Origin of the sequence: Actinotalea solisilvae (genome assembly GCF_016464425.1) — a bacterium.
In the GTDB taxonomy this organism is placed as follows: Bacteria; Actinomycetota; Actinomycetes; order Actinomycetales; family Cellulomonadaceae; genus Actinotalea; species Actinotalea solisilvae.
Genome location: NZ_JADDKQ010000009.1, coordinates 111,335 through 138,199, shown reverse-complemented (window position 1 = coordinate 138,199; position 26,865 = coordinate 111,335). Strand labels below are relative to the sequence as shown.

Sequence of the window (26,865 nt, the reverse complement as noted above, 5' to 3'; positions counted from 1 at the left end):
GGGAACACCTCGGGGGGTGTCCCGACCAGGGGACACACCGGACACCTGGTCGCCGGCGTGCCGGAGGGCGCCCGTGCGGCGCCGGCACATCCCGGGCGCACCGGGACGACCCGGGCGGGCGCGCCCGGACCGCTCAAGTCGGGTGCCGGGCTGCCGATGCTCACCGAGGCGCACCGTGCGCCGCCGGAGGGGGCAGTGGTGCGACGACGCGGTGCGGTGACGGTCCTGGCGCTCGTGGCGTGCGCGGGCGTGGCGTGGCCGGCCCAGGCGGCCCCGCCGCCCGCGGCCGCGTCGGGTCCCGTCGCGGCGGTCCCGGTGGTGTCGGCGCCGACGTCGGCGTCGGCGTCGGACGACCCGACCACCGGACCCGTGCCCGACCGCGAGGCCGTCGCCGAGCCTGCGGCGCCGCCGCTCGAGGCCGCCGCCCCGGAATCCCTCCTCGTGCGGTTCGAGCCCACGGTCTCGGCGGGCCAGGAGCGGGACGCGCTGGCGGACGCCGGGACGGCGCCCGCGCAGGAGGAGCTGCCCGGGGACGTCGTCGTCGTGCCGGTCGGGGACCAGGACGCGGCCGCGCTCGCGGCCGAGCTCGAGGGCGACCCGCGCGTGGCCGAGGTCGCCCCCGACCACGTGCGCGCCGTGACCGCCTGGACGGACGACCCCGAGCTCGACGTCGCGTGGCCCTACATCGACCTCGTCCGGCTCCCGCGTGCGTGGGACGTGACGACGGGCACGGGCGTCGTCGTCGCGGTGCTCGACACGGGTGTCGCCCCGCACCCCGACCTCGCAGGCGCGCTGCTGCCCGGGTGGGACGCGGTGAACGGCGACGCCGACGCGACCGACGACCACGGCCACGGGACCGCCGTCGCCGGCGTCGCCGCCGCGCGCGGGGACAACGGCATCGGGAGCGTCGGCGCGGCGTGGGGCGCGTCGGTCCTGCCCGTCAAGGTGCTCGACGCGAGCGGCCGCGGCACCGACGCCGACGTCATCGAGGGCATCGGCTGGGCCGTGGACCACGGCGCCGACGTCATCAACCTCTCCCTCGGCGGGCCCGGCGAGTCGCCCTTCCTGCGTGACGCCGTCCGCTGGGCCGTCGACCGCGGCGTCGTCGTCGTCATGGCCTCGGGCAACTCCCGCACGGGCGCCGTCGAGTACCCGGCCGCCTACGCCGCCCAGATCGACGGCGCGCTCGCGGTGGGAGCGGTCGACGACGACGGCACCCTCGCCCCGTTCTCGAGCTGGGGCGACGAGGTCACGGTCGTGGCGCCGGGCGTCGCGATCGCGGCCCCGCACCGCGCGGGCGGCATCGCCTACCCCAGCGGCACCTCGTTCTCGACGCCGCTCGTGAGCGGCGTCGCGGCCCTCGTCGAGGCCCAGGCCCGGCGGACGCCCGCGCAGGTCGAGGCGGCGATCACCTCGACGGCGCGCGACGCCGGGCCGCGCGGCACCGACCCGTTCTACGGCCGCGGCGTGCTCGACGCCGCGGCGGCGCTCGGCACCGTGCGGTCGGTGCCGCTCGACCGCCTTGTCGGCGACGGCGGCGCGGACGACCTGCTGGAGGGCGCGGTCCCGCTCGCGGTGGGTGCGCAGGCGGCCGTCCGCGAGGGCGCGCTCGAGACCGAGGGGGACGCCGACTGGGTCCTCGTGCAGCCGTCGTCGCCCGAGGACCGGCACGCCCTCCAGGTCCAGGTCACGCCCGCCCCCGGCTTCGTCCACGCGGACGTGGCCGTCGAGATCCGGGACGGCGACGGGCGCCTCCTGTCGAGCAGCCTCGGCACGACGTACGTCGAGGTCGACGCGACGGGCCCGTGGTTCGTGCGCGTGGCCGCGGAGTCCGGCGCGCCGGGCGTCGGCAGCTACCGCGTCGTGGCGCGGCGCACCGACGTCCAGCCGGCCGGCCCGCTCGTGTTCGCGGCCCCCGCGACGCTCTCGTCCAGCGCTGCGGGCGACGTCACGGACACCGTCCTCGCCGAGGTCACCGGCGACGGGGTCCTCGACGTCGTCCGGTCCACGGTGCACTGGGTCGCGCTGCCGGGCGGCGGAGCGGGGATCGCCCCGGCCGTCCGCGTCCTGCCGGGCCTCGCCGACGGCCGCTTCGGGCCCCACGTCGACGTGCGCCTCGGGACCGAGCGCGGCCTGCGCCCGCAGGTCGGGGCCGCGGACCTCGACGGCGACGGCGTCGCCGAGGTCTACGCGACCGCGAGCGCCGGGACGGCCGACGACGGGACGTGGCGCGTCCGCGCGGACGGCGGCGTCCTCGTCGCGGACCGGGTGGACACCACGGGCGACCTGCGGGTCGGGAGCGCGGGCGTCGTGCCGTCCGGCGACGCGGAGGCGCTCGTCGCCTCCGCTGCGCCCGGGGTCGCGGTGCTGCGCGGCGACGGCGCCGGCGGCGTCGCGGTCGAGCGCTTCCCCGCCGCGGGCGCCGCGCCGCACGGCCTCGTCGACGTCGACCGCGACGGGCGCGACGACGTCGTGTCCGCTGACGGGACTGTCCTGCTCCGCGCCGCCGACGGCGCGTTCGCGCCCGGGACGCCGGTCCCGGCGGCTCCCGGCGCGACGTCCCTCGTCGGCGCCGACGTGGACGGCGACGGGATCGAGGACGTCGTGAGCGTGCGGTACGGCTCCGTGGTCCTCGCGCACGGCGGCCGCGGGTTCGCCGCGCCGCTCACCTTCCTCGACGTCACGGCCGCCGCCACCCCCGCGCCGGCCGACATGGACGGCGACGGGCGCAGCGACCTCGTGGTCCCGTCCTCGAGCGGCTGGGTGCTCCTCGGGCAGCGGGCCGACGGCACCTTCGCGGGCGCGCAGTACGTGTCCGGGGGCGGCCCCTCGTCGCAGCCGGCCTCCGGTACCCGGACGACGGTCCGTGACCACGACGGCGACGGCGACGCCGACCTCGTCTACGCCCGGGCCGACGGCGGGATCGGGCTGCTCGCGCAGGTCGACGCGTGGCCGCCCCTGCTCGGCGCCTGGGTCGAGGGCATCGACCCGGCTCGGCACGCGAGCGGCGTGGCGACGAACGCCGTCGTCGCGGTCCGCACGGGACCGGACGTCGCGCCCGGGTCCGTGGGCACCGGCACGGTCCGCCTCGTCGACGGCGCGGGCGTGACCGTCCCGTCGACCGTCGGGTTCGACGCGGCCGCGGGCGTCGCCACGCTGCGGCCCACCCAGCCGCTGGTCCGGGGCTCGCACTACGAGGTGGTCGTCGCCGGGCTCACCGCGACGGACGGCTCGGTCCAGGACCGGCCGGCGCGGAGCTGGTTCACGGTCGCCGCGGGCGGCGAGCGGTTCACGCCGGTCGCGCCCTCGCGCGTGCTCAACACCATCGCCGGGGTCGGGGCGTCGGGCCGCGTCACGCCGGGCGCCCCGATCACCGTCGACCTCTCGCCCTACGTGCCGCCGGAGGCGACCGCCGTCGTGCTCAACGTCACCGCGGTGACACCGTCGGCCGTGGGCAACGTCCGGGTCTACCCGACCCCGGCGACGCCCGGCCCGCCGCCGATGATCTCGAACCTCAACGTCGTGCCGGGCGTCGACCAGCCCAACCTCGTCACCGTCATGCTGGGCGTGGGCCAGTCGATCACCCTGGCCAACGACGGCATGCTCGCGCACCTGCTCGGCGACCTCGCGGGCTACTACAGCCCGGGCGGCGCGACGGCGTACGAGCCGGTCGACCCCGTCCGGCTCACGCACTGGGCCGGCAGCGCGCCGGGCACGGTCCTGCGCCGCGTCCCCGCGGGGCAGTGGGTCGACCTCACGGTCGCGGGCGTCCAGGGCGTGCCGGTGGACGCGAGCGCCGTCGTCCTCAACGTCACCGGCGTCGCGCCGTCGACGTGGACGAACGTCCGGGTCTACCCGACCCCGGCCGCGTCCGAGGACCAGGAGCCGCCGTTCGTCTCGAACCTCAACCTCGAGCCCGGCCGCGACCAGCCCAACCTCGTCACGGTCCCCGTGGGCGACGGGGGCAGGGTGCGCCTCTACACGCAGAGCGCCGACGTGTCGCTCATCGCCGACCTCGCCGGCTACTACGCGCCGACCGGCGACCACGGGTTCCACCCGCTCGAGCCGGCGCGGATCGTCTGGTCGGGCGGCGGCATCGGCCTGCCCGGGCCGCTGCAGCCGGGCGTCACGGTCCACGCCGCGGTCGCCGGGCAGGGGGGCGTGCCGTCGTCGGCGACCGCCGCGGTCCTCAACGTCACGGCGGTCTACCCGCAGGGGGTCTCGAACGTGCGCGTCTTCCCGCGCCGGACGCCGACCGTCGTGCCGTTCGTGTCCAACCTCAACCCGGTCTTCGCTCGCGACGAGCCGAATCTCGCGATCGTCCGACTGGGTGACGCGGGGCAGGTGTCCGTGTTCAGCGAGAGCGCACGAACCAACCTGATCATGGACGTAGCGGGGTACTTCACCCACTAGGGTGGGCGCGACCGCCGACGGTCGCCCGCTCGCGGCGCGTCGGCGCGGGCGGTCCGACCCCCGGCCGCCCCCACCGGCCGAGCCCGACGGACGCGGACGGAACGAGGGACGATGCACCAGCTGCACGGCGCCCCCCGGCACTACGCCTGGGGCTCGCGGACCGCGATCCCCGAGCTGCTCGGCGTGCCCCCCGCCGACGGACCGACCGCCGAGATGTGGTTCGGCGCGCACCCCGCCGCGCCCTCGCTCGTCGACCTCCACGGCGAGGCCGTGCCGCTGGACGCCGTCATCGCGCGGTCGCCCGGGGACGTCATGGGGGACGACGTCGTCGCGCGCTTCGGCCCGTCGCTGCCGTACCTGCTCAAGGTCATCGCGGCCGAGCGCCCGCTCTCGCTCCAGGTGCACCCCACCATCGCCCGCGCCCGCGAGGGGTTCGACGCCGAGGAGGCCCGCGGCGTCCCCGTGGACGACGCGCGCCGCAACTACCGCGACCCCAACCACAAGCCCGAGCTCGTCTATGCCCTCACCCGCTTCGACGCGCTCTGCGGCTTCCGTGCCCCGCGCCGGGCCGCCGAGCTGCTCGCGGGCCTCGACGCCCCGCTCGCGACCGAGCTGCACGGCCTGCTCACCGCGCAGCCGACCTACGAGGGCATCCGCACGGCGTTCCGGAGCCTCCTCGAGCCCGACCTGCGCCCGCCGGCCGAGGCCGTCGACGAGGTCGCGCGGGCGTGCCGGCGCCGCCTCGAGGACGGGTCGCCGTCGCCGCGCGCCGACCGCACGGTCGTCCGGCTCGCCGAGGCCTACCCGGGGGACCCGGGCGTCGTCGTGTCCCTCCTGCTCAACCCCGTGACGCTGGAGCCGGGCGAGGCGATGTTCGTCCCCGCGGGCGGGGTGCACGCGTACCTCAAGGGCGTCGCGGTCGAGGTCATGGCGAACTCGGACAACGTGCTGCGCGCGGGGCTGACCGCCAAGCACATCGACATCCCCGAGCTGCTCGCGAACGTCGACTACGTCGCGGCCCCGCCCATCCGCATCGCGCCCGAGCGCTTCTACGGCGCGAGCAAGGTCTTCTACGCGCCGGTCGACGACTTCGAGCTCTCGGTCACGACCGTCGTCGACGGCGGGACGCACCACCTGCCCGGGCGCGGCCCGCGCGTGCTGCTGTGCCTCGACGGGGAGGTCACCGTGGCCGCCGCCGGGGACGCCTCGCTGACCCTGACGCGCGGCGACGCCGCCTTCGTGCCCGCCGCCGACGGCGCGCTCAGCGCGGTGGGTCGTGGCACGGTCGTCCAGGCCGACGTGCCCTGACCCCCGGACCGCGTCGCCGGCTCAGCCCGTGACGCGCTCGCCCGCGACGAGGGCCTCGCGCCGCGCGGGCGTGCCGGCGAGCTCCGCGGTCACCGCGGGGGCGAGCAGGACGACCGACCCGTCGTCCGCGAGCGCGGCGAGGGCCGCGCCGAGGACCGCGTCCACGCCGTGGTCCGTCGGCTCGAGCAGCACGCGCTCCGGGCCGGGGGTGCGGCGCAGGCCCGCGCCCGCCGCCGTGGCCCACCCGAGCAGCGCGGCGTGCGTCGCGCCGTCGGCGGCGCCCGGGCCGGCGACGGCGGGCGCGGCCGCGTCCCTGGGCGGCACGAACCCGAGGGCGTCGCCGTAGGTCATGACCGACGACGCCGCGTCGAGCGCGCCGGTCGGCAGCTCGCCCTCCCAGCGCCGCGCGAGCGCGGGGAGGGCGACCGCGACGACGTCGGGGCGCCCCGCACCGGGGTGCGCCTGCGGGCGGTCCGTGACGACGACGTCGCACGGCACGGCGTCGGCAGCGTCGGCACCGTCGGCCGCTCCTCCCGGCCCGCGGCCCGTGAGGACGACGCACGCGCCCGCACGCCAGGCCGCGAGCGCCCACACCACGGTGCGCCAGTGCGGGGGCAGGTCCACCAGGACCCGGGTGCCCGGGCCGGCGTCGAGCTCCTCGACGAGCAGGTTCGTCGTCTTGGTCACCCAGTTGACGAGCACGTGGCCGGAGAGCTCGATGCGCTCGCCACCCGGTCCGTACCAGGTGAGGCGCGGCCGGCCCGGGTCGGCCTCGAGCCGGTCGAGGAGGTGCGGCAGGTCGCGGGCGGGGGAGGGCGTGGGCACGCGCCGAGCCTACGGGGCGCCGCCGGGCCCGCCGGAGGTGCCGGGTGAGCCCGCGGCGCGTCCGAGGACGAGCACGTGCGGGTGCGGCCGCCCGCGGTCGAGGCGGCGCGTCGCGACCGCGAGGCCGAGCCCGCGCAGCCAGCCCGCGACGGTCGCGGGCGGCACGAAGTCGAACTCGCTGCCGGCGGTGATGCGCAGCACCTTGACCGCGAGCGTCTCCTGCGCCGTGTTCCAGCGCACCTTCCACGCGGGCTCGGTGCCCATCTCCTTGACCACGACGAGGCCACCGGGCGCGAGCTGCTCGACGGCCTCCGTGAGGAGCCGGCGCTGCTCGGACTCGGGCAGCAGGTAGAGCACGTCGACGAACGCGACGGCGTCCCACGGACCCGCGGGCACGGCGCCCGAGACGGCCACGTCGAACTCGAGGTTCGGCACGCCGCGGGCCGCCTCGCGCGCGTGGCGGATCTTCTCGGCGTCGATGTCCACACCCAGCACGGTGCGGCCCGGGTCGGCGAGCGCGGCGCACGCGCTCACCAGGCCGTGGCCGCACCCGATCTCCACGACGCGGCCGCCCGCGGGCAGCTCCGCGACCACCTCGGCCAGGGGCGCCGTCGCCCAGCGCACCGCGACGTGCGCGCGCACCGCGGCCGGCGCGCCGCGGAACAGCCCCCGGGCGCGCCGGCCGACGGCGGCGGCCGACGGGCGCGGACCGCGCGCCGCGCTCACGCGAGCCCCGCGAAGCCGGTGAGCCGGTAGCCCGCGCGCGCCACCGCGTCGCGGGTCGTGGGGTCCGTGAGCATGTCCAGCTCCTCGCTCCAGCGGTAGCCCCAGGCGAAGCGCCCGAGGTCGGGGTCGCCCGGCTCGCCGGGGTGGGTGTTGATCTCGGCGTGCGGGGCGCCGCGGCGCGCGAGCGCCGTGAGCGCGGCCTCGAACCGCGCGCGCGTCAGGGCGCCCGCCTCGTCCAGCCCCGCGTAGTCGGCCGGGGCGGCCAGGCCGGCCCGCCGCAGGGCGCGCCCGAGCCGCCGCGCGAGCAGCGCGACGCCCGGGCGCACGAGGCCGGCGCGGGCGCGCGGCAGCCGGACGGCCGGGACACCGTGCTCGCGGGCGAGGGCGGCGACGACGTCGCCGACGACGGGCCACAGGTGCGTGTGCTGGTGCGTGTCGAGGTGGGTGAGCGGCAGCCCGACGCCCGCGACCCGCTCGAGCTGGGCGCCGAGCTCGCGCCGCACGTCGGCGGGGTCGATCCGGCCCGCCAGGCCGCGGGCCACGACGGTCCGGTAGCCCAGCGGCAGCGCGCCGCGCCGGTCGACCAGCGTCGGGATCTCCCGGGCCGTGAGCAGGGGCGGGTCCTCGCCGACGAGCGCGAGGTGCGCGCCGAGCTCGAGCGTGGGCGTCGCGCGGAGCATGCGCGCGGCGTCGTCGAAGGCGCGTCCGACCGCGAGCAGCGACGTCGCCGTGACGACACCCTCGAGGTGCGCGCGCCGGACGGCGCGGTTGACCCCGGGCGTGAGGCCGAGGTCGTCGGCCGTGACGACGAGCGGGCGCAGGGCGGCGTCGCGCGCCGGGACGCTCACGGCCGCTCGGCGCGGGCGTCCGCCGGCGTGACCTTCCGCAGGTCCGCGCGGATGGCGACCATCTCCCGCAGCATCGTCCGGATGACGCCGAACGAGGAGAGGGTCGAGACGCCGCGGGTGCGGGGGAAGTAGTCGACGCCGATCTGCAGGATCGTGAACCCCGCGCGCTGGGCGCGGACCACGAGCTCGGCGTCGATGAACGAGCCCTCGCTGAGCAGCGTGACGTGGTCGAGCACGCGGCGACGGCACAGCTTGAACGCGAAGTTGATGTCGCGCAGCCGGGTGCCGAACATCGCCTTGATGAGGAGGTTGTAGACGAACGAGTAGACCGCGCGCCGCGGGCCCTCGCCGGTGCGGTCGTGGCGGTACGCGCTCACGACGTCGGCCTCGTAGGTCTGGAGCACGCGCAGCGCCCGCTCGAGCTCGCACATCTCGAACGGCAGGTCGGCGTCGGTGTAGAGCACGACGTCACCCGTCGCGGCCGCGAACCCGCTCTTGATCGAGCCGCCGAGCTTGCGGTTGCGCTCGTGGTGGACCACGCGCACGTGCCGGTCCGCCGCCGCGAGGGCGTCGGCGAGCGCCGGAGTCGCGTCCGTCGAGGCGTCGTCGACCACGATGATCTCGTAGTCGAGGACCGTCCCCGCCTCGACGAGACCGTGGCACACGGTCGCGGCGGCGCCCACGGCGCGGTGGATGTACTCCTCCTCGTTCCACATGGGGAAGAAGATCGACAGCCGCTCGAAGGGCTCGGGCGGTGCGAGCGCGGAGCGGGCCGCGCCGGTGTGCGGGTCCGGGGCGGTCATGAGACGAGCACCGAGCGGCCGAAGAGCCCCGTGAGGACCACGAGGAGCACCGCGGACAGGCCGAGCGCGAGCGGCCGCAGCCACCGTTGCGGCCGGGTCGCGAGGAGGTCGCCCGCCGCCGCCATGGCGGGGAACGCGACGAGGACGTACCGACCCGTGCCCATGAAGTCCTTCGTTCCGAGGATGGGGATGAGGAGCACCACGGCCGTGTAGGCCGCATAGCCCCAGCCGAAGAGCCGCCACACGCGCCGCAGGAGCAGCACCGCGGCCAGGCACGCGAGCGCCTGGAGCGTGAGGAGCGCCGCGATGGGGTAGGGGCCCCGGACGAGCGTGGCGAGGTACGCGACCTTGAACCACGTGCGCGGGCCCACGCCCTGGTTCCAGCCGGGCGCGGCCTCGACCGCCACGAACGCGAGCGGGTCGCCGAACTCGAGCCAGAGGAACACGCACCACGCGGCGAGGCCGGCGCCGGACAGCAGCACGGTCGCGTGCCGGGGGCGCACGTCGCGCAGCGCGGCGACGAGCTCGCGCCACGCGCGGCGCGCGCGGGAGCCGACGACGTCGGTCGAGCGGTCGAGCCCGCCGTCCCGCGCGGCGCGGTCCTCGGCCAGCAGCTCGAGCGTGCGCACGACGAGCCCGACCGCCACCGCGACGCCGACGGGGCGGCCCGCCGTCGCGAGCGCCCCCACGAGCCCGGCGGCCCAGTACCAGCGGCGCTCGAGGAGCAGGAAGGCGCCGACCGCCGCGAGGAGGAACAGCGAGTCCGCGTACACCGCGCCGTAGAGGAAGAGCGCGTACGGGTAGACCATGATCATGGCGATCGCCGTGATCGCGGACGCGCGCGGCAGGCGGGCCCAGACCCAGCGCCCGAAGAGGAGGACCGCGAGCGCCCCGGCGGCCACGGCGAGCAGCGACCCCGCGACCTGGTGGTCGCCCAGGAGCGCTCCCAGCCCGCGCATCGCCATCGGGTAGACCGGGAAGAAGGCGATCGACGACTGCTGGCCCGGGACGTAGAAGTACCCGCTCGTCGCGATGTACCAGTACCAGCCGGCGTCGTACTGGAACCACCCGTCGAGCCACGAGGGCCCGGTCAGGACGGGGGACGGGTCCGGCGTCCGGAACCGGTTGGACCACCCGACGACGGCGGTGAGGCCGACCGCCACGACGACGAAGGCCAGGAGCACCCGGGGCCACGGGTAGCGGGTCCGGGGGACCGCGACGTCCGGTGCACCGGGCTGCTCCCCGCCCGGCGCCCGGTCCTGCGCGCTGCTCGCCCTGCCGCTCTCGCCCGTCACGCTCTCGACACCCCTGCCGGCACCCGCCCCTGCGCGGCGCCGCGGGACTCGCGGCGCTCCTGGGGCAGCATAGGGACCGTGGGCGGCCCGCGACGGGACGTCCGTGACTCGGAGGCGCGCGCGTCTCGGACCAGGGGGACGCGTGGGGACCGCTCTGATCGCCGTGCTCGCGGCCGCCGTGTGCAGCGGGGCCGCGACCGTCCTCCAGGCGCGCGCGGCCCGCCGCGTGAGCGTGCGGTCGGGGCTCGACGCCGGCCTGCTCGTGCGCCTCGCGACGCAGCCCTCCTACGTCGTCGCGCTCGCGCTCATGGCGACCGGGTTCCTGCTGTCCTTCTGGGCGCTGCGCACGCTGCCGCTGTTCGTCGTGCAGGCCGGCCGGGCCTCGAGCCTCGCGGTCGCCGCCGTGCTCGCCGCGGTCGTGCTCGGCGCGCGGCTCAGCCGGCGCGACGTCGCCGCCCTCGCGGCCGTGACGGCGGGGCTCGTGGCGCTCGCAGGGACGGCCGGCGGGTCGGGCGACCCGCGCGCGCTCCCGGTGCTGGCGATGGTCGCCGCGGGGGCAGGCGTCGTCGTGCTCGCGCTCGCCGCGGCCCGCGTCCGGCCGCTCGCCCGCGGCGGTCTCGTGCTCGCCGTGCTCGCGGGCGTCGCGTTCGCGCTCATGGCGCTCGCGGCCCGCGGCCTCGGCGACGGGGCGCCGCTCGAGCTCGTCGGGCGCCCCGCGGTCTGGGTCATGCTCGGGACCGGCGTCGTCGGCCTCTCCCTCGCCGCGACCGCCCTGCAGCGCTCGCCGGTCGTGCCTGCGACCGCCCTCATGGTCGCCACCGAGACCTGCCTCGGCGCGCTCCTCGGCATCGCGCTCGTGGGGGACCGGTGGGCGCCGGGCGCCGCGCCCCTCGTCGCCGGCGGCTTCACCGCGGTGCTGCTCGGGGCGCTCGCCCTGGCCCGGTTCGGGGCGCCCGACCGCGCGCCCGCGGGCGCGACGTCGTCGGCGGCCTGACGCGGGCCGGCCGCGAGCGGACGACGCCGCGGGGGCACGTCCGTGGCCCCGCGCGGGGCTGCCGCGCCCGGATCGTCGCGATTTCACCCGGTGCAGGCTGCGCGCGGGCGCCGATCTACCACTCCTCGGCTTGACTCGCACGGATGACACGCGTGTAATTCCACCAAGGCACTTCTCGCTCGGCGAACGCCGTACCCGCTCCGGTCCCTCCGACTCCTGTCCGACGGACCCGGCACGGAGCACGGAGCTCGGCGCGGCGAGCATCGCACGAGGGTCCGACACGCTCGGTCCCCCCGGCGGGGACGAGGTGCCGGGCAAGGGCCAGGTACGACGACGACGAGACACGCGGCCGGCAGCGGACGCACGGCAACAGGCAACCGACGGGCAACCCTGAGGGGCACCGCAGCGGGCACGGAGGCTGGACATGTGGAACTTGCTCGATGACGACGCAGCGTTCCCGACCGAGGTCGCGACGGGCGTCGCGCCGGTCGTCCCCCTCTTCGGCGCCGCCGACGACGAGACGGCGCTGAGCTGGCAGGAGCGCGCGCTGTGCGCCCAGACCGACCCCGAGGCGTTCTTCCCCGAGAAGGGCGGCTCGACGCGCGAGGCCAAGAAGGTGTGCACGGGCTGCGAGGTCCGCGCCGAGTGCCTCGAGTACGCGCTCGCGCACGACGAGCGGTTCGGGATCTGGGGCGGGCTGTCCGAGCGGGAGCGTCGCAAGCTGAAGAAGCGCGTCGTCTGACCGCGGCCCGCATGCGCCCCCGGGCGCACGACGGACAGATGGCCCACCCATGAGCCAGGTCACCCCCCAGGTCCCCGCGCCGTCCCCCCGGCCGCGGGTGGCCGCGGTGACCGCGGTCCTGGTGACCCGCGGGGTCACCGAGTACGTCGAGGAGTCGCTCGCCGCGCTCCTCGCCCAGAGCCGACCGCCCGAGCGCGTCCTCCTCGTGGACGCCGCCGCGTCCGACGCCGACGACCACGCCGGCGAGACCCTGCACGCCGTCCTCGCGCGCGTGCGCGCGGCCGCGGCCGACGCCGGCGCGCCGGCACCCGGCGTGCCGCCCGTGCCGCCCGTGCGGCTCGTCGAGGCGCACGGCGCGCGGACCTTCGGGCACGCGGTCCGCCGCGCGCTCGCGGCCGACGACGACGCCGCCGCGGCCGGCCCGTCCGGCCCTGCCGGACCGCCCGCCTGGCTGTGGCTCCTGCACGACGACAGCGCCCCGGAGGCGACCGCGCTCGCCGAGCTGCTGCGCGCGGTCGAGGCCGCACCGTCGGTCGCCGTGGCGGGGTGCAAGCAGCGCACGTGGGGGAGCCCGGTGCGCGTCCTGGAGGTCGGGCTCTCGACGTCGCGCTTCGGCCGGCGGATGACGGGCATCGACGAGCCTGAGGTCGAGCAGGGCCAGCACGACGGCCGCGAGGACGTCCTCGGCGTCGGCATCGCGGGCGCCCTCGTCCGGCGCGACGCGTGGGACGACCTCGGCGGGACGGACCCGGCGCTCGGCCCCTACGGCGACGGCCTCGACCTGTCGCGGCGCGCGCGCCTCGCGGGGCACCGCGTCGTCGTCGTGCCCCGCGCGGTGGTGCGGCACGCGCAGGCGTCGCTCGCGCTGCCCGTCGGCGGAGCCGTGCTCAACCGGCCGGGCTGGGACGCGCGCCGGTCCGCCCAGGCCCGCCGCGAGGCGTTCGTCCACAGCCAGCTCGTGGGCGTGCCGCTGGGCCTCGTGCCCGTCGTCGCGCTCCTCGCCGTCGCGAGCGGCGTCGTGCGCGCGCTCGGCCGGTTCGTCACGAAGGAGCCGCACCTCGTCGTCGCCGAGCTGCTGGCACCGTGGGCGGTGCTCGTGCGGTCCGACCGGGTCGTGCGCGCCCGGCGGGCGGCGACCCGGACCCGACGCACGCGTCGCGCGGCCCTGCGGCCCCTGCAGGAGACCTGGCGCGACGTCGTCCGGCAGCTGCGGGACCGCCGGCTCGCCGCGGCCGAGCGCCGGCGCCTGCGCCGGACGCCGAGCGAGCTCGAGATCGCCGAGCTCTCGGCGCTGCGCGCGCGCCGGCGCGGGACGCTCGCGGTCGTGGTGGTGGGCGCCGTCGCGGTCTCGGCGGCGGTGCTCGGGCCGCTGATCACGCGCGTCCTCGCGGGGGAGCGGCTCACGGGCGGCGACCTCGCCGCGGGCGACGCCGACCGCGGCGCGCTCTGGGCCTCCGCCACGTCCGGCTGGGTCGCGGGCGGGCTCGGGCACCCGGGGCCGAGCGACCCGTTCCTCCTCGTCCTCGCGCCGGTCGCGGCCGTGCTCGGCAGCGCGGGCCTCGCCGCCGCGGTCCTGCTGCTGGGCTCGGTCGTGCTCGCCGCCGCCGGGGCGTGGTTCGCGGCCGGTGCCGTGACGCGCTCTGTGGTCCTGCGGGCCTGGGCCTCGCTCGTCTGGACCGCGGCACCGGCGCTCCTCGTGGGGCTCGCCCACGCCCGCCTCGGCGCGGTCGTCGCGCACGCGGCGCTGCCGTGGGTCGCGCTCGGCGTCGCACGGGCGGTCGGCCACGCGCGCGTCGACGTCGTCGAGTCGGGCCTCGTCGGGGCGCAGCGCGTCGGCGGCCCCCGCGGCGACGAGCCCGCGCGCGCACCGCACGAGGCCGAGCCGTCGCTCGCGGCGGCGGCCGGCGCCGGCCTCGCCCTCGCGGTCGTGGTCGCCGCCGCCCCCGTCCTCCTGCCGGCCGGCCTGCTCGCGCTCCTCGTGGTGGCGGCGGCGGTGCGCCGACGTCGCCGGCTCGTCTGGGTCGCCGTGCCGGCCCTCGTGCTCCAGGCGCCCACGGTGCTCGACGCCGTGAGCGAGGGGGCCGACGGCTGGCGCGTGCTGCTCGCCGCACCCGGCGTGCCCACCGCCGCGTCCGCCGCCGAGCCGTGGCAGCAGCTGCTCGGCTGGCCCACCGCGGCGCCTGCCTGGGTGGACCTGCCGGACGTCGCGTCCGGCGTCGTGCCCTACGCGCTCACGGGCGTCGTGGCGGTCGTGGCGCTGCTCGGCCTCGTCGTGCCCGGCCGGCGGGGCCGCGCCGCGCGCGCCGCGTGGCTCGTCGCCGCGTGCGGGCTCGCGGCCGGCGTCGTCGCCGGCGCCGTCCACACGGGGGTCGCGGACGTGCCCGGGGACGCGCCCGGCACCGTGCTGGCGCCCGGGTGGGCGGGTCCCGGGGTGAGCCTCGCGCTGCTCGGCCTGCTCGTGGCGGCGCTCGTGGGCGCGGCCGGGCTGCGGACCGTCGTGGGCCGCCACGCCTTCGGCTGGCGGCAGGTCACCGCCGGCGTGCTCGCGGTGCTGGCCGTCGTGGCGCCCGCGACCGTCCTGGGCGCGTGGACGTGGCACTCCACGGGCGCGCGCGACCTCGCCCTCACCACGAGCGCGGTCCCCGTCGTGCCCGCGATCGGCCGTCAGCTCCAGGCCTCGCCCGACGACGTCCGGGTGCTGCTCCTCGAGCCGGGCCCCGACGAGCAGGTCCGCGCGACCGCCCTGCGGCACGACGGCGTCCAGCTCACGGAGGTCGGCCGGTCCGTGACCGCGCGCGCCGTGCGCGGCGCCCCGGACGCTCCGGCGGCCGTCGCGGCCGACGCGGCCGACACCGAGCTCGCGGGGACCGCGGCCCGGCTCGCGTCGGGCGCCGCGGGCGACGTCGCCGCGCAGCTCGCGCGTCTCGGCGTCGGCGCCGTCCTCGTGCCGCCGGCGGGGGACGACCCCCAGGCCGCCGCGGCGCGCGCCGCCGTCGTCGGCCGCGTCGACGCGACGGCCGGGCTCGAGCGCGTCACCGAGACCGAGTCGGGGATCATCTGGCGCGTGGCGGGCGCCCAGGCCGGCACGACGACGGCGCGGGCCCGCCTCGTGACGCCTGCCGCGGACGCGCCGGGCGCGGGGGAGACCCCCGGCAGCCAGGCGGTCGCCGTCCCCGCGCACGAGCGGGTCGTCGACGCCCCCGTGGCCGCCGGCGACCCGGAGCGGCTGCTCGTCCTGGCCGAGCGGGCGGACCCGGGCTGGCGCGCCTGGCTCGACGGCCGGCCCCTGCGCTCGGTCGAGAGCTCGTGGCGCCAGACGTTCGAGCTCGGCGACGGGTCCGGTCAGCTCACGGTGCGCTACGACCCGGGCGGACGGACGCCGTGGCTCGCCCTGCAGGGCCTCACGCTGCTCGTGACCGTGCTGCTGGCGCTCCCCGTGCGCCGTCGTCGAGGAGGTCCGCGATGACCGAGCTGGGCCTGGCCGCGCGCGTGCGCCGGACCGCCGTGCGCACCCTCACCGGGGCCGGCGTGCTGCTCGTCGCCGGCGCGGTCGCGGCCGCCCCGGCGCTCTGGCCCGTGGCGTCCCCCGCGGAGCCCGACGCCGTCGCGCTCACGGCCGTCGACGTGCCGCCCGCGCCGACCACCCTCGTGTGCCCGGGTCCGCTGCGGCTGCCCACCGAGCCGGAGCCGGGCGGCGACGTCCTCTACGACCCGCAGTTCGACCCCTCGCCCGAGGCGTCCGCGAGCGTCCTCACCGCCGTGAGCGTGCCGCCGGAGCCCGGCGGGGACGCCGCGGCGGGCGAGCTGCGCCCGCTCGTGGCGGGCACCACGGCCCTGCCCGCGACGCCCCTGGACCCCGCGCCCGACGGCGCCGTCGCGTCCGTCGTGCCCGACACGGCGCTGGTGGTGGCGACGCAGGCGGCGAGGGACCGGCCGGCCTGGTCGGCGGGGGCCGTCGGCGTGACGACCACGACGGGCGACCTGCGCGGCCTCGCGGCGGCGTCGTGCCGCGCGCCGTCGGCCGAGACGTGGCTCGTCGGGGGCAGCACCGCGCTCGGCTCGAGCGCGCGCCTCGTGCTCCAGAACCCGGGCAGCACGCCCGCGAGCGTCCGGCTCGAGCTGTGGGGGCCCGGCGGCGCGGTCGAGCTCGCGGGGTCGCCCGAGTACCTCGTCCCGGCCGGGTCCGAGCGCGTCGTGCTCCTCGAGGGCGTGGCCGCCGAGCAGGCGCGCGTCGTCGTCCGGCTGACGGCCTCGGGCGGCCTCGTCACCGGCTACCTCCAGGACAGCCAGCTGCGCGGCCTCGTGCCGGCGGGCGTCGACCTCGTGGTCGCGGGCACCGGACCGGCGGAGCGCCAGGTCGTGCCCGGCGTGTCCGTGACGACGACGGCGATCGACGGCGCGGACACCGCGGCGCTGCGCCTGCTCGCGCCCGGCGACGAGGGCGGCACCGCCTCGATCTCCCTGCTCGGCCCGGGCGGCGCGGTCGCCCTGCCCGGCGCGGACGAGGTCGAGCTGCGCGCGGGCGAGGTGCTCGACGTCCCGCTCGCCGGCCTCGCGGAGGGTGCCTGGACCGCCGTCGTCACGAGCGACGTCCCGGTCGTCGCCGGCGCGCTCGTCACGCGCGGCCAGGGCGTCGGTCTGCCCGACGCGGGCACGCTCGCGCGGGCGCCGCTCGACCGCGCGTGGGCGCCGGCGCTCCTGCCGGGCACCAGCGGCGCGCTCGCGCTGCCCCTGGGCGACGGGGCGCTCACCCTCGGTGCGGTGACGCAGGCAGGGGTGTCCGGCCCCGCCCGCGCGACGCTCGACGTCCTCGGCGCGTCGGGCGACGTGCTCGCGACGCACGGGCTGACGCTCACCTCCGGCGCCACGGCGTCCGTCCCGCTCGCCGACCTGCTGCCCGACGACGCGGCCGCGGGGGCCCGTGCGGCGGCCCTCGTGCTGCGCACCGACGACCCGCGGGTCGTGTGGGCCGCGGTGCTCGAGCGCGCCGACCCCGCCGGGGGCATGATCGCGGTGCTCAGCCCGGTCGCGCCGCGGACGGCCCAGCCGGAGGTGCTCGTCCAGGTCGGCTGAGCAGGAGGCCGGGTCAGCGCGCGGCGCGCAGCTCGAGCGCCTGGCGCACGGCGAGGCCGACGCGGATCGCGACGCGCACCGGCCACTGGTACCACCGGTGGTACCGGCGCGAGAGGTACCGCGCCGCGGATGCGTGGTGCGCCCGGATCATGGGCGCCGGGCGGTCGCGCCACGACGTGCCGCCGACGTGCGTCACGGTGACGCCCGGGACGTGCACGTTGGCCCAGCCGGCGCGCCCGAGCCGCTCGCCCAGGTCGAGGTCCTCGAAGAACATGAAGTAGCCCTCGTCGAAGCCGCCCACCTCGGCGAACGCCTCGGCGCGCAGGAGCAGGCACGCGCCCGACAGCCAGCCCGCGGGGCCCTCCGTCGTGGCGACGTCCTCCTGGCGGCGCTGGTAGCCGCGCGTCCAGGGGTTGGTGGGCCACAGCCGGCCGAGGAGCGCGTGCCCGACGCCCTGGGTGAGCGACGGCAGCGCGCGCGCCGACGGGTACCTCGTGCCGTCCGGGTTGAGGATGCCCGGGCCGAGCGCCCCGGCGCGCGGGTGGCGCGTGGCGGCCTCGAGGAGGCCGTCGAGGCTGCCCGGGTGCCAGACGATGTCCGGGTTCGCGACGACGAGCCAGCCCTCCGCCAGGCCGCGCGCGCCGAGGTTGGCCGCACGGCCGTAGCCGAGGTTGCCGCCCGCCGGGAGCACGCGGCCGCCGTGGGCGCGGGCGATGCGCTCGCTGACGGTCGCGTCGGTGCCGTTGTCGACGAGGACGAGGTCGACCTCGCGCGTGGTCGCCGTCGCGAGCGAGCGCGCGAAGTCCTCGAGCTCCTCGCCGGGGTGGTACGTCACGCAGACGACCCGCAGGGGCGCCGGGGCGGGCACGGGGGAGGGAGCTGCCATGGTGCCGACCACCCTAGACGGCACGGCGGGGACGTCCGACGGGCTCAGGAGCGGTACCCCGGGTCGACGTCCTCCGGGGCGCGGGCGAGGAGGTGGGCGACCTGCTCGACGAGGACGTCGCGGACGAGGTCCGCCAGGTCGGCCTCGTCGACCGCGCGCGTCTCGAGCGGCCGGCGGTAGACGACGATCCGGGCGGGCAGGCCGGCGTCGGCCGGGAAGCAGCGCCCGAGCGGGACGCCGCCGTGCTCCCACGGCGCGGGCTGGGACGGCGGGACGTCCTCGACCGCGAACTCGGTGCCCTCGAGCTGCGCCGACCAGCGGCGCTCGAGGCGCTCGACCGCGGACAGGACGTGGTCGTCGAACCGCTCGGCGCGCGAGCGGTAGCCGGGCAGGGTGGTCGGCAGCAGCGGGCCGCGCAGGCCACGGCCGCGACGGTCCCGGCGGCGGAGGGCGAGGGCCGGCCCTGCCGAGCGGCGCTGGACGGTGCTCACGCGTCGATCCTAGGTCGGTCGCGGCGCGTGCGCGGCGCATGCGGGTGCTCGCGGGCGTGTGGCGGCGTGGTGAAGGGCGCGTGTCGGTCCGCGCAGGTACTCTCACGCCTGTGAGGTCCGGACGTCAGTGCTCCCGCAGCGCGTGCGGTCGAGCCGCCGTCGCGACGCTGACGTACGTCTACTCCGACTCGACGGCCGTGCTCGGACCGCTCGCGCAGCTCGCCGAGCCCCACTCGTACGACCTGTGCAGCGAGCACGCCGAGCGCCTCACGGCCCCGCGCGGGTGGGAGGTCGTCCGGCTCACGCCCGAGTTCGTGCCGACCGGCCCGAGCCCCGACGACCTCGTGGCGCTCGCCGAGGCCGTGCGCGAGGCCGGTCGTCCGCGGCCCGCGGTGGCCGTCGCCGAGCCCGTGCCGGCGGCGTCCGAGATCACCCGGCGAGGTCACCTGCGCGTGCTGCGGGGAGAGGGCTGACGTGGTCGACCCCGCGGCGGCGGACGGACCGCGCCCCGACGTCTGCTCGACGTGCGGGAGCGCGGAGCTGACCCGCCTGCCGATGGTGCTCACCGACGGCACGGACGTCACCTTCGTCTCGTGCCACCGCTGCGAGCGCCGCGAGTGGCTGACCCTCGGCGCGGACGGCTCCTGGGAGAGCCTGCCGATCGAGGCGGTCATCCAGCGGTCGGCCCGCAAGCCCCGCTGACCGGGCGCGCTGACTAGGCTGCGGGCCGTGACCTCTGCGACCCCGCCCGACCTCAGCACCCTGATCAAGGCCTACGACGTGCGCGGCGTCGTCCCCGAGCCGTTCAGCCCCGAGGTCGCGCGCGCGATCGGTGCCGCGTTCGCCGACGTCGTCGTGCTCCCGGGTCGGGCGGACGGCGCGCCCCGCCCGCGCGTCGTGGTGGGCAACGACATGCGTCCCTCCGGGCCCGAGCTCGTGGCCGCGTTCGCCGGCGGCCTCACCGCGCGCGGCGTCGACGTCGTCACGATCGGCCTGTGCTCGACCGACGGGCTCTACCACGCGTCCGGCGCGCTCGACGTGCCGGGCGCGATGTTCACCGCGAGCCACAACCCCGCGCAGTACAACGGCATCAAGATGTGCTGGGCGGGCGCCCGCCCCGTCGGCGAGGACTCGGGCCTCGGCGCGATCCGGACGCTCGCGGCGCAGTACCTCGTCGAGCCGCCCGCCGTCGCCGACGAGCAGGGCACGGTCAGCGACCGCGAGATGCTCGCCGAGTACGCGGCCTTCCTGCGCTCGCTCGTCGACCTGCGCGAGGCGCGGCCGCTCAAGGTCGTCGTCGACGCGGGCAACGGCATGGGCGGGCTCACCGTCCCGGCGGTGCTCGGCGAGGCGGCCGGCCTGCCCGCGCTGCCGTTCGACGTCGTGCCGCTGTACTTCGAGCTCGACGGGACCTTCCCCAACCACGAGGCGAACCCGCTCGAGCCCGAGAACCTGCGCGACCTCCAGGCCGCGGTCGTCGAGCACGGCGCGGACATCGGCCTCGCGTTCGACGGCGACGCCGACCGCTGCTTCGTCATCGACGAGCGGGGCGAGCCCGTGACGCCGTCGGCCATCACGGCCCTCGTGGGCCTGCGCGAGGTCGCGCGCGAGCGCGCCGCGGGCCGCACGCCGACGGTCATCTACAACCTCATCAGCTCCAAGGTCGTGCCCGACCTGCTCGACGCCGCGGGGGCGCGCACGGTGCGCACGCGCGTGGGCCACTCGTTCATCAAGGCGGAGATGGCCCGCAACGACGCCGTCTTCGGCGGCGAGCACAGCGCGCACTACTACTTCCGCGACTTCTTCTTCGCCGACACCGGCATGCTCGCGGCGATGCACGTGCTCGCGGCCCTCGGTCAGGCGCGCGCCGCCGACGGTCGGCCGCTCACGCTCAGCGAGCTGTCCGAGGCCTACGAGCCGTACTCCGCGTCCGGGGAGATCAACTCGCGCGTCGAGGACGTCGCGGCCGCGCGGGCCCGCGTCGTCGAGGCGTACGTGACGCAGCAGGGCGCGGGCCCCGTCGAGGTCGACGAGCTCGACGGCCTCACGGTGTCGCACTGGGACGCCCAGCCGCGCTGGTGGTTCAACCTGCGGGCGTCGAACACCGAGCCCCTGCTGCGGCTCAACGTCGAGGCGGCGGACGAGGACATCATGACCAAGGTCCGCGACGACGTCCTCGCGCTGGTGCGCGACGCGGGCGCCGGCGCGGCACGCTGAGCCGGCCCTGCCGGCGGAACCGGAGGACGCCATGACCGACCCCGCCTCGTGGGTGCGCGACATCCTGCGCTGCCCGGCGTGCGGCTCGACCCTCGCCGACGGGACGGCCGTCGACGGGTCGCCGCAGCTCGTGTGCCAGGGCCAGGCGTGCGCCCTGGCCTACCCGGTGCGCGACGGCATCCCCGTGCTGCTCGTCGAGGAGGGCGTCCCGTCGGGCGGGACGGTCTGAGGCACGTCGCGTACGATGGCCGTGCTTGGCGCAGGTGATGCCGTCGGCCCGGAGGGGCCGCGCCGGGCTCGCACCGTCCGCCCTGCCGCGCCCCGCGCGGCGGTGGGCACGTCGCGACCCTGAACCGCCCGACCACCGACCGCACCCCTACCGCACGCCCGCCGCGCTGCGGCCGGGGTGCCGAGACCTCGAGGTGACCATGACCACCACCACCACCCGCGCCGCCGCGCGCTTCGACGAGCAGCCCGGCGTCTTCAAGGTGCGCGACCTGAGCCTCGCCGAGGCCGGCCGCCACCAGATCCGCCTCGCCGAGCACGAGATGCCCGGCCTCATGGCGCTGCGCGCCGAGTACGCCGACGCCCAGCCCCTCGCGGGGGCGCGCATCGCCGGCTCGCTCCACATGACGGTCCAGACCGCCGTCCTCATCGAGACGCTCGTCGCGCTCGGGGCCGAGGTCCGCTGGGCCTCGTGCAACATCTTCTCGACCCAGGACGAGGCCGCGGCCGCGGTCGCCGTCGGCCCGCACGGCACGCCCGAGGCGCCGCAGGGCGTCCCGGTGTTCGCCTGGAAGGGCGAGACGCTCGAGGAGTACTGGGACTGCACCGAGCAGATCCTCACGTGGCCGGGCGGCACCGGCCCGAACATGATCCTCGACGACGGCGGCGACGCGACCCTCCTCGTCCACAAGGGCGTCGAGTTCGAGGCCGCGGGCGCCGTGCCGGCCGACGGCGCACCGGGGGAGCCGGGCTACTCCGAGGAGCTCAACCTCATCCTCGGCGTGCTGCGCCGCTCGCTGGCCCAGGACGGTCAGCGCTGGACGCGCGTCGCGCAGGACATCCTCGGCGTCTCCGAGGAGACGACGACGGGCGTGCACCGCCTCTACCAGCTGCACGAGGCCGGCCAGCTGCTCTTCCCGGCGATCAACGTCAACGACTCGGTCACCAAGTCGAAGTTCGACAACAAGTACGGCATCCGCCACTCGCTGCCCGACGGCATCAACCGCGCGACCGACATCCTCATGGGCGGCAAGGTCGCCTTCGTCGCCGGCTACGGCGACGTCGGCAAGGGCGCGGCCGAGGCGCTGCGGGGCCAGGGCGCGCGCGTCGTCGTGAGCGAGGTCGACCCGATCTGCGCGCTCCAGGCGGCGATGGACGGCTACCAGGTCGTGCGGATCGAGGACGTCGTCGGCGAGGCCGACTTCTTCATCACGACGACGGGCAACCGCGACGTCGTCACGGCCGAGCACATGGCCGCGATGAAGGACAAGGCCGTGGTCGGCAACATCGGCCACTTCGACAACGAGATCGACATGGCGGGCCTCGCGGCCGTCCCGGGCGTGACGCGCACCGAGATCAAGCCGCAGGTCCACGAGTGGACGTTCGCGGCCGAGGGCGACCGCCCCGAGCACTCGATCATCGTCCTGTCCGAGGGCCGCCTCATGAACCTCGGCAACGCGACGGGCCACCCGTCGTTCGTCATGAGCAACTCGTTCTCGAACCAGGTCATCGCGCAGGTGGAGCTGTTCACGCGCCGGGACGCATACCCGGTCGGCGTCTACCGCCTGCCCAAGGTGCTCGACGAGAAGGTCGCGCGCCTGCACCTCGACGCGCTCGGCGTGCGGCTCACCGAGCTCAGCAAGACGCAGGCCGAGTACCTCGGCATCGACGTGAGCGGCCCGTACAAGCCGGAGCACTACCGCTACTGAGGCCGGGGCGTCGCGCGACGCCTCCCGACCACCGACGCAGGGGCTCGCGGGTGACCGCGGGCCCCTGCGTCGTGCCCGCAGGCGCAGGCCGCATGCCCGTGCTCCCGCGTGACGTGGGGTCCGGGCCATACTCGGGCGATGGGACGTGGGGGACGCTCCGTGCTGCTCGTCGCGCTGCTGTGCGTGTCGGCGACGGCGTGCTCGCTCGCGTCCGGGGAGCCGAGCCCCGCGCCGGGCGGCGGCCTCACCGAGCGGGGGCCGGCCGTCGAGACCGACGCCGCGGCGACCGCGCCGGACGCAGCGCCCTCGGTCGCGCCTGCGCCCCTCGCCGCCCCGCCCGCGCCGGCGGCCGTGCCCACGCCCATGTTCCGGTCGGCGGTCGGGTCGATCACGCCCGAGCTCGCGGACCGGATGACGCCGTCGTCGTGGCGGGCCGGCTGCCCCGTCCCGCTCGAGGACCTGCGGTACGTCACCGTGAGCCACGTGACCTTCGACGGCACGGTCGCGACCGGCGAGCTCGTCGTGCACGCGGACGTCGCCGACGGCGTCGTCGGCGTGTTCGCGACGCTCTTCGCCGAGCGGTACCCCGTGCGGTCGATGCGGCTGGTCGACGACTTCGGCGGGGACGACACCGACTCGATGGACGCGGACAACACCTCGGCGTTCAACTGCCGCGCGATCACCGGCGGCACGGAGTGGTCGGAGCACGCGTACGGGCGCGCGATCGACCTCAACCCGGTCGAGAACCCCTACGTGCTCGGGCGCCACGTCGCCCCGGACGCCGGTCGGGGCTACGCGGACCGTCCGGACCTGCCCGGGGTGATCCACGCGGGCGACGTCGTCGTCGAGGCGTTCGCGGCGGCAGGCTGGCAGTGGGGCGGGTCGTGGGACAGCCCCGTCGACTACCAGCACTTCAGCGTCTCGGGACGCTAGGCGCGTCCGGCGGGCGTCAGACCGCCGGGTCCGGGACGGCGTGGGGGAGGCGGTGCAGGAGGACCGCCTCGGCCGCGGCGGCGCGCGCCGCCTCGGAGGCGTGCGCGAACTCGCGGTCCCGGCGCTCCGCGAGCACGGCCGCGATGAAGCGCTCGGGGTGCGTGCCGAGCGGAGGTCCCGGGGCCACGTAGCGCTCCATCTCCCCGGCGATCTGGTCGCCGAGGCGCACGCGCGAGGCCTGGTGCAGGGTCGCCGCCCGGCCGAGGAACTGCCGGGCCGAGAGCGCGAGCCCGTCCGGCAGGCGGCGGATGTCCGCGTTGCGCGCCCAGGCGGCGAGCTCGTGCGGCATGGTGAGGGGCGGCAGCGCGCGCTGGCCGCCCCGCACGCGGACCGCGTAGGTGCCCGCGAGCATGTCGCCGAGCCGCTTGCCCTTGGGGTGCACGAGCGAGGCGATGATGGCGACGCCGCCCGAGGTGAACCACAGCTCGAGGACGCCCACGAGCGCCCGGATGACGGCGTGGCGCACCCGGATCGGGCCGCCGTCGTCGCGCACGATGCGCAGGCCCAGCGCCAGCTTGCCGAGCGAGCGGCCGCGCGTCAGCGTCTCGACCGTCGCGGGGATGACGACGAGCACCATGACGAGGAGGGTGATCGCGAGCGCGGCGCCGGCCGCCTCGTCGAGGTTCCTGCCCGCGGTGCTCGCCACGAGGATGAGCACGACGCCCAGGACGCCGAGCGCGACGACGTCGATGAGGGCGCCGAGCATCCGGGTCGCGAACGACGCGGGACGTGCGTCGAGGGCGACGCCCTCGCCGATGACGATCTCGTCCTGCACCCCGCCGCCCTCCGTCGTCCCGCCTGAGCAGGAGAGTACCGGCCGGTGTGGCAGGCTTTCGGCCGTGGACCTCGACGCGTTCTCCGCCGTGCACGCGCCGACGTGGGCGCGGCTCGACGAGCTCTCGCGCCGGTCCGGCCTCAGCGGGGCCGAGGCGGACGAGCTGGTCCGCCTCTACCAGGAGGTCGCGACCCACCTGTCGACCATCCGCTCCGTCGCACCCGACCCGGCGGTCGTCTCGCGCCTCTCCGACGTCCTCGGGCGCGCCCGGTCGGCGATCGCCGGTACGCACGACCCGTCGTGGTCGGACGTCGTCCGGTTCCTCACCGTCGTCGTGCCCGTCGCGTTCTACCGGGTCCGGTGGTGGACGGTCGCGGTGACCGTCGTGTTCTGCGCGATCGCCGTCGTGGCCGGCGTCCACGTGTACGGGGACACCGACGCGCAGGCCGCGATGGGCACGCCCGCGCAGCTCCAGCAGTACGCGGACGAGGAGTTCGCGAACTACTACTCGAACTACCCGGGCCAGAGCTTCGCGGCACAGGTGTGGACCAACAACGCGTGGATCGCGGCGCAGTGCGTGGCGTTCGGCATCACGGGCATCCTGCCCGTGTACGTGCTCATCCAGAACGCGGTCGCGGTCGGCTCCGCGGGTGCCGTCATGGCGCTGCACGACGGCCTCGGGGTGTTCTTCAGCCTCATCCTCCCGCACGGGCTCATGGAGCTCACCGCGATCTTCGTCGCGGGCGCCGCGGGGCTGAAGATCTTCTGGACGATCATCGACCCCGGCGGCCGGCCCCGCGGGCGCGCGCTCGCGGAGGAGGGGCGCTCGCTCTTCGTCGTCGCGATCGGCCTCGTGGGAGTGCTCGGCGTCTCGGGCCTCGTCGAGGGCTTCGTGACGCCGTCGCCGCTGCCGTGGTGGCTCAAGATCGTCATCGGCGCGCTCGTGCTCGCGGCCTACTGGGTCTACGTGCTGGTGCTGGGCCGCCGTGCGGCCGCCGACGGCGAGACGGGCGACCTGCGGGCCGACCAGAACGTCGACCAGCTGCCCATCGCGGCCTGAGGCCGGGGCCGGCCCGCCGCCCCGGGCCGCGACGGCGGCACCGCGCGCCCTCGCCGCGCGGCACCCCGCCCGCGCACCCCGTGGTGGGTGCGCGGAGCCCCGTGCCCCCGTGCCCCAGTGCGGAGCCCCGTGCCCCTGTGCGGAGCCCCGTGGCCCTGTGCGGAGCCCCGTGGCTGTGCGGAGCCCCGTGGGGAGTGTGCGGAGCCTCGTGCCACGACACGCCGGCGCGCCGCGGCACGAGGCTCCTCGGTCGGTGTGACGGCTGAGGCGCGCGCGAGGTCGCCGGTGCACAGGACGGGGATGCGCGGTGCGCCCCACAGTCCCGTGGGACCCGGGCACCGTGCGTCGTCGCCGGGTCCGATGCTCCGCGGATGGTCATCCCGACGCCGGTCATGGTCGAGCTCTCGAGCCGGGGCCAGCGGGTCCGCGGACCCGCGTTCGGCACGGTGCGGCGCGGTGCCTGGGTCCCGACAGGGACGGACCTCCTCGACCCCGACGTGAGGATCGCGGCTGTGGCGGCGCAGCTGCCGCCGCACGCGGTCGTCGGCGGGTGGTCGGCTGCTCGGCTCCACGAGCTCGCGACAGGTGCCCCGGACCCCGTGTTCGACGGCGGCCGGCGGTGGCAGGAGGCGCGGGCGGATGGTCCGGTCGCTCGGGTCGTCGTGTGCGCGGCCCGGCACAGTCGCCTGGCGCACCGGCCGGACGTGCGGGTGTTCCGGAGCCCGGTGCCGGAGGAGTCCCGCGCGCGGGTCCTGGGCGTCGTCGCGTCGACACCGGCGAGGACCGCTCTCGACATGGCGCGCCTGCTCCCGGTGACGTCCGGAGTGATCGCCGTCGACCGGATGCTCGCCCTCGGCCTGCTCACGGTCGACGAGCTCGCGGCGCTGGTCCTCGCGCCCGGGCAGTGGCAGGGGAGGGCTGCAGCCCGTCGCGTCCTCGACCTGTGCGCACCCGGCACGGAGTCACCGCAGGAGTCGGTGCTCCGGTTGCTCTGGCTCGACGCCGGCCTGCCGCGTCCCATGGTCAACGCTCGGGTGCTCGACCCCGCGGGCCGCTTCGTCGCTCGGGTGGACCTCCTCGACCCGGACGCCGGCGTCGTCGGCGAGTACGACGGCGGCGTGCACTCGGGCAGCGCTCGACGGAGCACGGGCGCAGCACGCCAGGAGTCGCTCGAGGAGCTGGGGCTCCTCGTGGTCAGGGCGACATCCGTCGACGTCGGCGACTCCGGCGCCCGGGCGTGGCAGGCGAGGCTGCGCGCCGCGTACGGACGGGCGAGCCGGCGTCCTGCGGCTGCCCGCCGCTGGGTGGTCGTCCCGTGATCGGCGCACCCGGTCGCCGACGCCCCGCCGCGGAGCCTCGTGCCGCGACACGCCGGGGTGTCGTGGCACCGTGCTCCGCGCATGTGCCACGGGGCTCCGCACTCCGCCACGGTGCTCCGCGGACCCGGCACGTGGCTCCGCGCTCGGCCACGGTGCTCCGCGG

The 26,865-nt window shown here is 77.3% G+C and carries 22 protein-coding genes; 14 read left to right on the top strand and 8 right to left on the bottom strand.

The genetic code is table 11. The annotated features are described in order from the left end of the window. The first annotated feature begins 198 nt into the window (after positions 1–198). Both JIG38_RS09550 and manA read left to right on the top strand, forming a co-directional pair. A complete protein-coding gene (locus JIG38_RS09550) occupies positions 199–4,413 on the top strand; it encodes a S8 family serine peptidase (protein WP_199423569.1) in 4,215 nt (1,404 codons plus the stop codon). Positions 4,414–4,524: 111 nt separating this feature from the next. After that, entirely contained in the window at positions 4,525–5,721 is a 1,197-nt protein-coding gene (gene manA, locus JIG38_RS09545; protein ID WP_199423568.1) for a mannose-6-phosphate isomerase, class I, read from the top strand. Between the two features lie 21 nt (positions 5,722–5,742). Here the strand turns inward: manA and JIG38_RS09540 are convergent, their stop codons facing one another. The 5 genes from JIG38_RS09540 to JIG38_RS09520 are packed head-to-tail and all read right to left on the bottom strand — an operon-like array spanning position 5,743 to position 10,218. Continuing rightward, positions 5,743–6,546, bottom strand: a complete 804-nt coding sequence (locus JIG38_RS09540; RefSeq protein ID WP_307844765.1) for a TIGR03089 family protein — start codon at positions 6,544–6,546, stop codon at positions 5,743–5,745. 9 nt (positions 6,547–6,555) lie between these two features. Beyond that, positions 6,556–7,272: a class I SAM-dependent methyltransferase gene (locus JIG38_RS09535; protein ID WP_199423567.1), complete on the bottom strand. Its 717-nt coding sequence runs from the start codon at positions 7,270–7,272 to the stop codon at positions 6,556–6,558. Next, complete coding sequence (locus JIG38_RS09530; RefSeq protein WP_199423566.1) at positions 7,269–8,120, bottom strand: carbohydrate deacetylase; 852 nt, start codon at positions 8,118–8,120, stop codon at positions 7,269–7,271. Before JIG38_RS09530 ends, JIG38_RS09535 begins: the two co-directional genes overlap by 4 nt. Continuing rightward, the gene (locus JIG38_RS09525; RefSeq protein ID WP_199423565.1) at positions 8,117–8,923 is read right to left on the bottom strand and encodes a glycosyltransferase family 2 protein; all 807 of its coding nucleotides are present in this window, start codon (positions 8,921–8,923) and stop codon (positions 8,117–8,119) included. The genes JIG38_RS09530 and JIG38_RS09525 overlap by 4 nt, the downstream gene beginning before the upstream one ends. Then, on the bottom strand, positions 8,920–10,218 hold the full coding sequence (locus JIG38_RS09520) for a hypothetical protein (protein WP_199423564.1): 1,299 nt from the start codon (positions 10,216–10,218) through the stop codon (positions 8,920–8,922). Before JIG38_RS09520 ends, JIG38_RS09525 begins: the two co-directional genes overlap by 4 nt. Before the next feature lie 142 nt (positions 10,219–10,360). Between JIG38_RS09520 and JIG38_RS09515 the strand changes: the two genes are divergently transcribed. The 4 genes from JIG38_RS09515 (at position 10,361) to JIG38_RS09500 (ending at position 17,027) form a co-directional block, all read left to right on the top strand. Next, positions 10,361–11,212, top strand: a complete 852-nt coding sequence (locus tag JIG38_RS09515; RefSeq protein WP_199423563.1) for a hypothetical protein — start codon at positions 10,361–10,363, stop codon at positions 11,210–11,212. 424 nt (positions 11,213–11,636) lie between these two features. Continuing rightward, positions 11,637–11,954: a WhiB family transcriptional regulator gene (locus JIG38_RS09510; protein ID WP_199423562.1), complete on the top strand. Its 318-nt coding sequence runs from the start codon at positions 11,637–11,639 to the stop codon at positions 11,952–11,954. A gap of 49 nt (positions 11,955–12,003) precedes the next feature. Then, positions 12,004–15,420: a glycosyltransferase gene (locus JIG38_RS09505; RefSeq protein WP_199423561.1), complete on the top strand. Its 3,417-nt coding sequence runs from the start codon at positions 12,004–12,006 to the stop codon at positions 15,418–15,420. Beyond that, positions 15,417–17,027, top strand: a complete 1,611-nt coding sequence (locus JIG38_RS09500) for a DUF5719 family protein (RefSeq protein WP_199423560.1) — start codon at positions 15,417–15,419, stop codon at positions 17,025–17,027. The genes JIG38_RS09505 and JIG38_RS09500 overlap by 4 nt, the downstream gene beginning before the upstream one ends. A gap of 13 nt (positions 17,028–17,040) precedes the next feature. Here the strand turns inward: JIG38_RS09500 and JIG38_RS09495 are convergent, their stop codons facing one another. Further along, positions 17,041–17,913 (bottom strand): glycosyltransferase family 2 protein, encoded by an 873-nt coding sequence (locus tag JIG38_RS09495; protein ID WP_199423559.1) that lies wholly within the window; start codon positions 17,911–17,913, stop codon positions 17,041–17,043. 44 nt (positions 17,914–17,957) lie between these two features. Further along, positions 17,958–18,404, bottom strand: a complete 447-nt coding sequence (locus tag JIG38_RS09490; protein WP_307844764.1) for a metallopeptidase family protein — start codon at positions 18,402–18,404, stop codon at positions 17,958–17,960. A gap of 110 nt (positions 18,405–18,514) precedes the next feature. Here JIG38_RS09490 and JIG38_RS09485 point away from each other — a divergent pair, with 110 nt between their 5' ends. The 6 genes from JIG38_RS09485 to JIG38_RS09460 all read left to right on the top strand — a co-directional run bounded on the left by JIG38_RS09485 (position 18,515) and on the right by JIG38_RS09460 (position 23,488). Next, the gene (locus tag JIG38_RS09485; protein WP_307844763.1) at positions 18,515–18,877 is read left to right on the top strand and encodes a DUF3499 domain-containing protein; all 363 of its coding nucleotides are present in this window, start codon (positions 18,515–18,517) and stop codon (positions 18,875–18,877) included. Between the two features lies 1 nt (position 18,878). Then, positions 18,879–19,106, top strand: coding sequence for a hypothetical protein (locus JIG38_RS09480; RefSeq protein WP_199423557.1), 228 nt, complete (start codon positions 18,879–18,881; stop codon positions 19,104–19,106). Positions 19,107–19,124: 18 nt separating this feature from the next. After that, the gene (locus JIG38_RS09475) at positions 19,125–20,621 is read left to right on the top strand and encodes a phosphomannomutase/phosphoglucomutase (protein ID WP_199423721.1); all 1,497 of its coding nucleotides are present in this window, start codon (positions 19,125–19,127) and stop codon (positions 20,619–20,621) included. Positions 20,622–20,652: 31 nt separating this feature from the next. Then, positions 20,653–20,850, top strand: coding sequence for a Trm112 family protein (locus tag JIG38_RS09470; RefSeq protein ID WP_199423556.1), 198 nt, complete (start codon positions 20,653–20,655; stop codon positions 20,848–20,850). A 199-nt stretch (positions 20,851–21,049) separates the two neighbouring features. Next, on the top strand, positions 21,050–22,555 hold the full coding sequence (gene ahcY, locus JIG38_RS09465; RefSeq protein ID WP_199423555.1) for an adenosylhomocysteinase: 1,506 nt from the start codon (positions 21,050–21,052) through the stop codon (positions 22,553–22,555). 138 nt (positions 22,556–22,693) lie between these two features. Beyond that, entirely contained in the window at positions 22,694–23,488 is a 795-nt protein-coding gene (locus JIG38_RS09460; protein ID WP_199423554.1) for a M15 family metallopeptidase, read from the top strand. Between the two features lie 16 nt (positions 23,489–23,504). On the opposite strand, the gene JIG38_RS09455 is transcribed toward JIG38_RS09460, so the two are convergent. Beyond that, positions 23,505–24,323 (bottom strand): RDD family protein, encoded by an 819-nt coding sequence (locus JIG38_RS09455; protein WP_199423553.1) that lies wholly within the window; start codon positions 24,321–24,323, stop codon positions 23,505–23,507. Positions 24,324–24,387: 64 nt separating this feature from the next. Here JIG38_RS09455 and JIG38_RS09450 point away from each other — a divergent pair, with 64 nt between their 5' ends. Beyond that, positions 24,388–25,383 (top strand): stage II sporulation protein M, encoded by a 996-nt coding sequence (locus JIG38_RS09450; RefSeq protein WP_199423552.1) that lies wholly within the window; start codon positions 24,388–24,390, stop codon positions 25,381–25,383. Positions 25,384–25,754: 371 nt separating this feature from the next. Next, complete coding sequence (locus tag JIG38_RS09445) at positions 25,755–26,702, top strand: type IV toxin-antitoxin system AbiEi family antitoxin (RefSeq protein ID WP_199423551.1); 948 nt, start codon at positions 25,755–25,757, stop codon at positions 26,700–26,702. Positions 26,703–26,865 lie beyond the last annotated feature (163 nt).

Excerpts from the sequence above, each read along its gene's own strand:
- manA (WP_199423568.1), top strand. The coding sequence starts at position 4,525 with ATGCACCAGCTGCACGGCGCCCCCCGGCACTACGCCTGGGGCTCGCGG.
- JIG38_RS09525 (WP_199423565.1), bottom strand. The coding sequence starts at position 8,923 with ATGACCGCCCCGGACCCGCACACCGGCGCGGCCCGCTCCGCGCTCGCA.
- JIG38_RS09510 (WP_199423562.1), top strand. The coding sequence starts at position 11,637 with ATGTGGAACTTGCTCGATGACGACGCAGCGTTCCCGACCGAGGTCGCG.
- JIG38_RS09505 (WP_199423561.1), top strand. The coding sequence starts at position 12,004 with ATGAGCCAGGTCACCCCCCAGGTCCCCGCGCCGTCCCCCCGGCCGCGG.
- JIG38_RS09500 (WP_199423560.1), top strand. The coding sequence starts at position 15,417 with ATGACCGAGCTGGGCCTGGCCGCGCGCGTGCGCCGGACCGCCGTGCGC.
- JIG38_RS09495 (WP_199423559.1), bottom strand. The coding sequence starts at position 17,913 with ATGGCAGCTCCCTCCCCCGTGCCCGCCCCGGCGCCCCTGCGGGTCGTC.
- JIG38_RS09470 (WP_199423556.1), top strand. The coding sequence starts at position 20,653 with ATGACCGACCCCGCCTCGTGGGTGCGCGACATCCTGCGCTGCCCGGCG.
- ahcY (WP_199423555.1), top strand. The coding sequence starts at position 21,050 with ATGACCACCACCACCACCCGCGCCGCCGCGCGCTTCGACGAGCAGCCC.
- JIG38_RS09460 (WP_199423554.1), top strand. The coding sequence starts at position 22,694 with ATGGGACGTGGGGGACGCTCCGTGCTGCTCGTCGCGCTGCTGTGCGTG.
- JIG38_RS09445 (WP_199423551.1), top strand. The coding sequence starts at position 25,755 with ATGGTCATCCCGACGCCGGTCATGGTCGAGCTCTCGAGCCGGGGCCAG.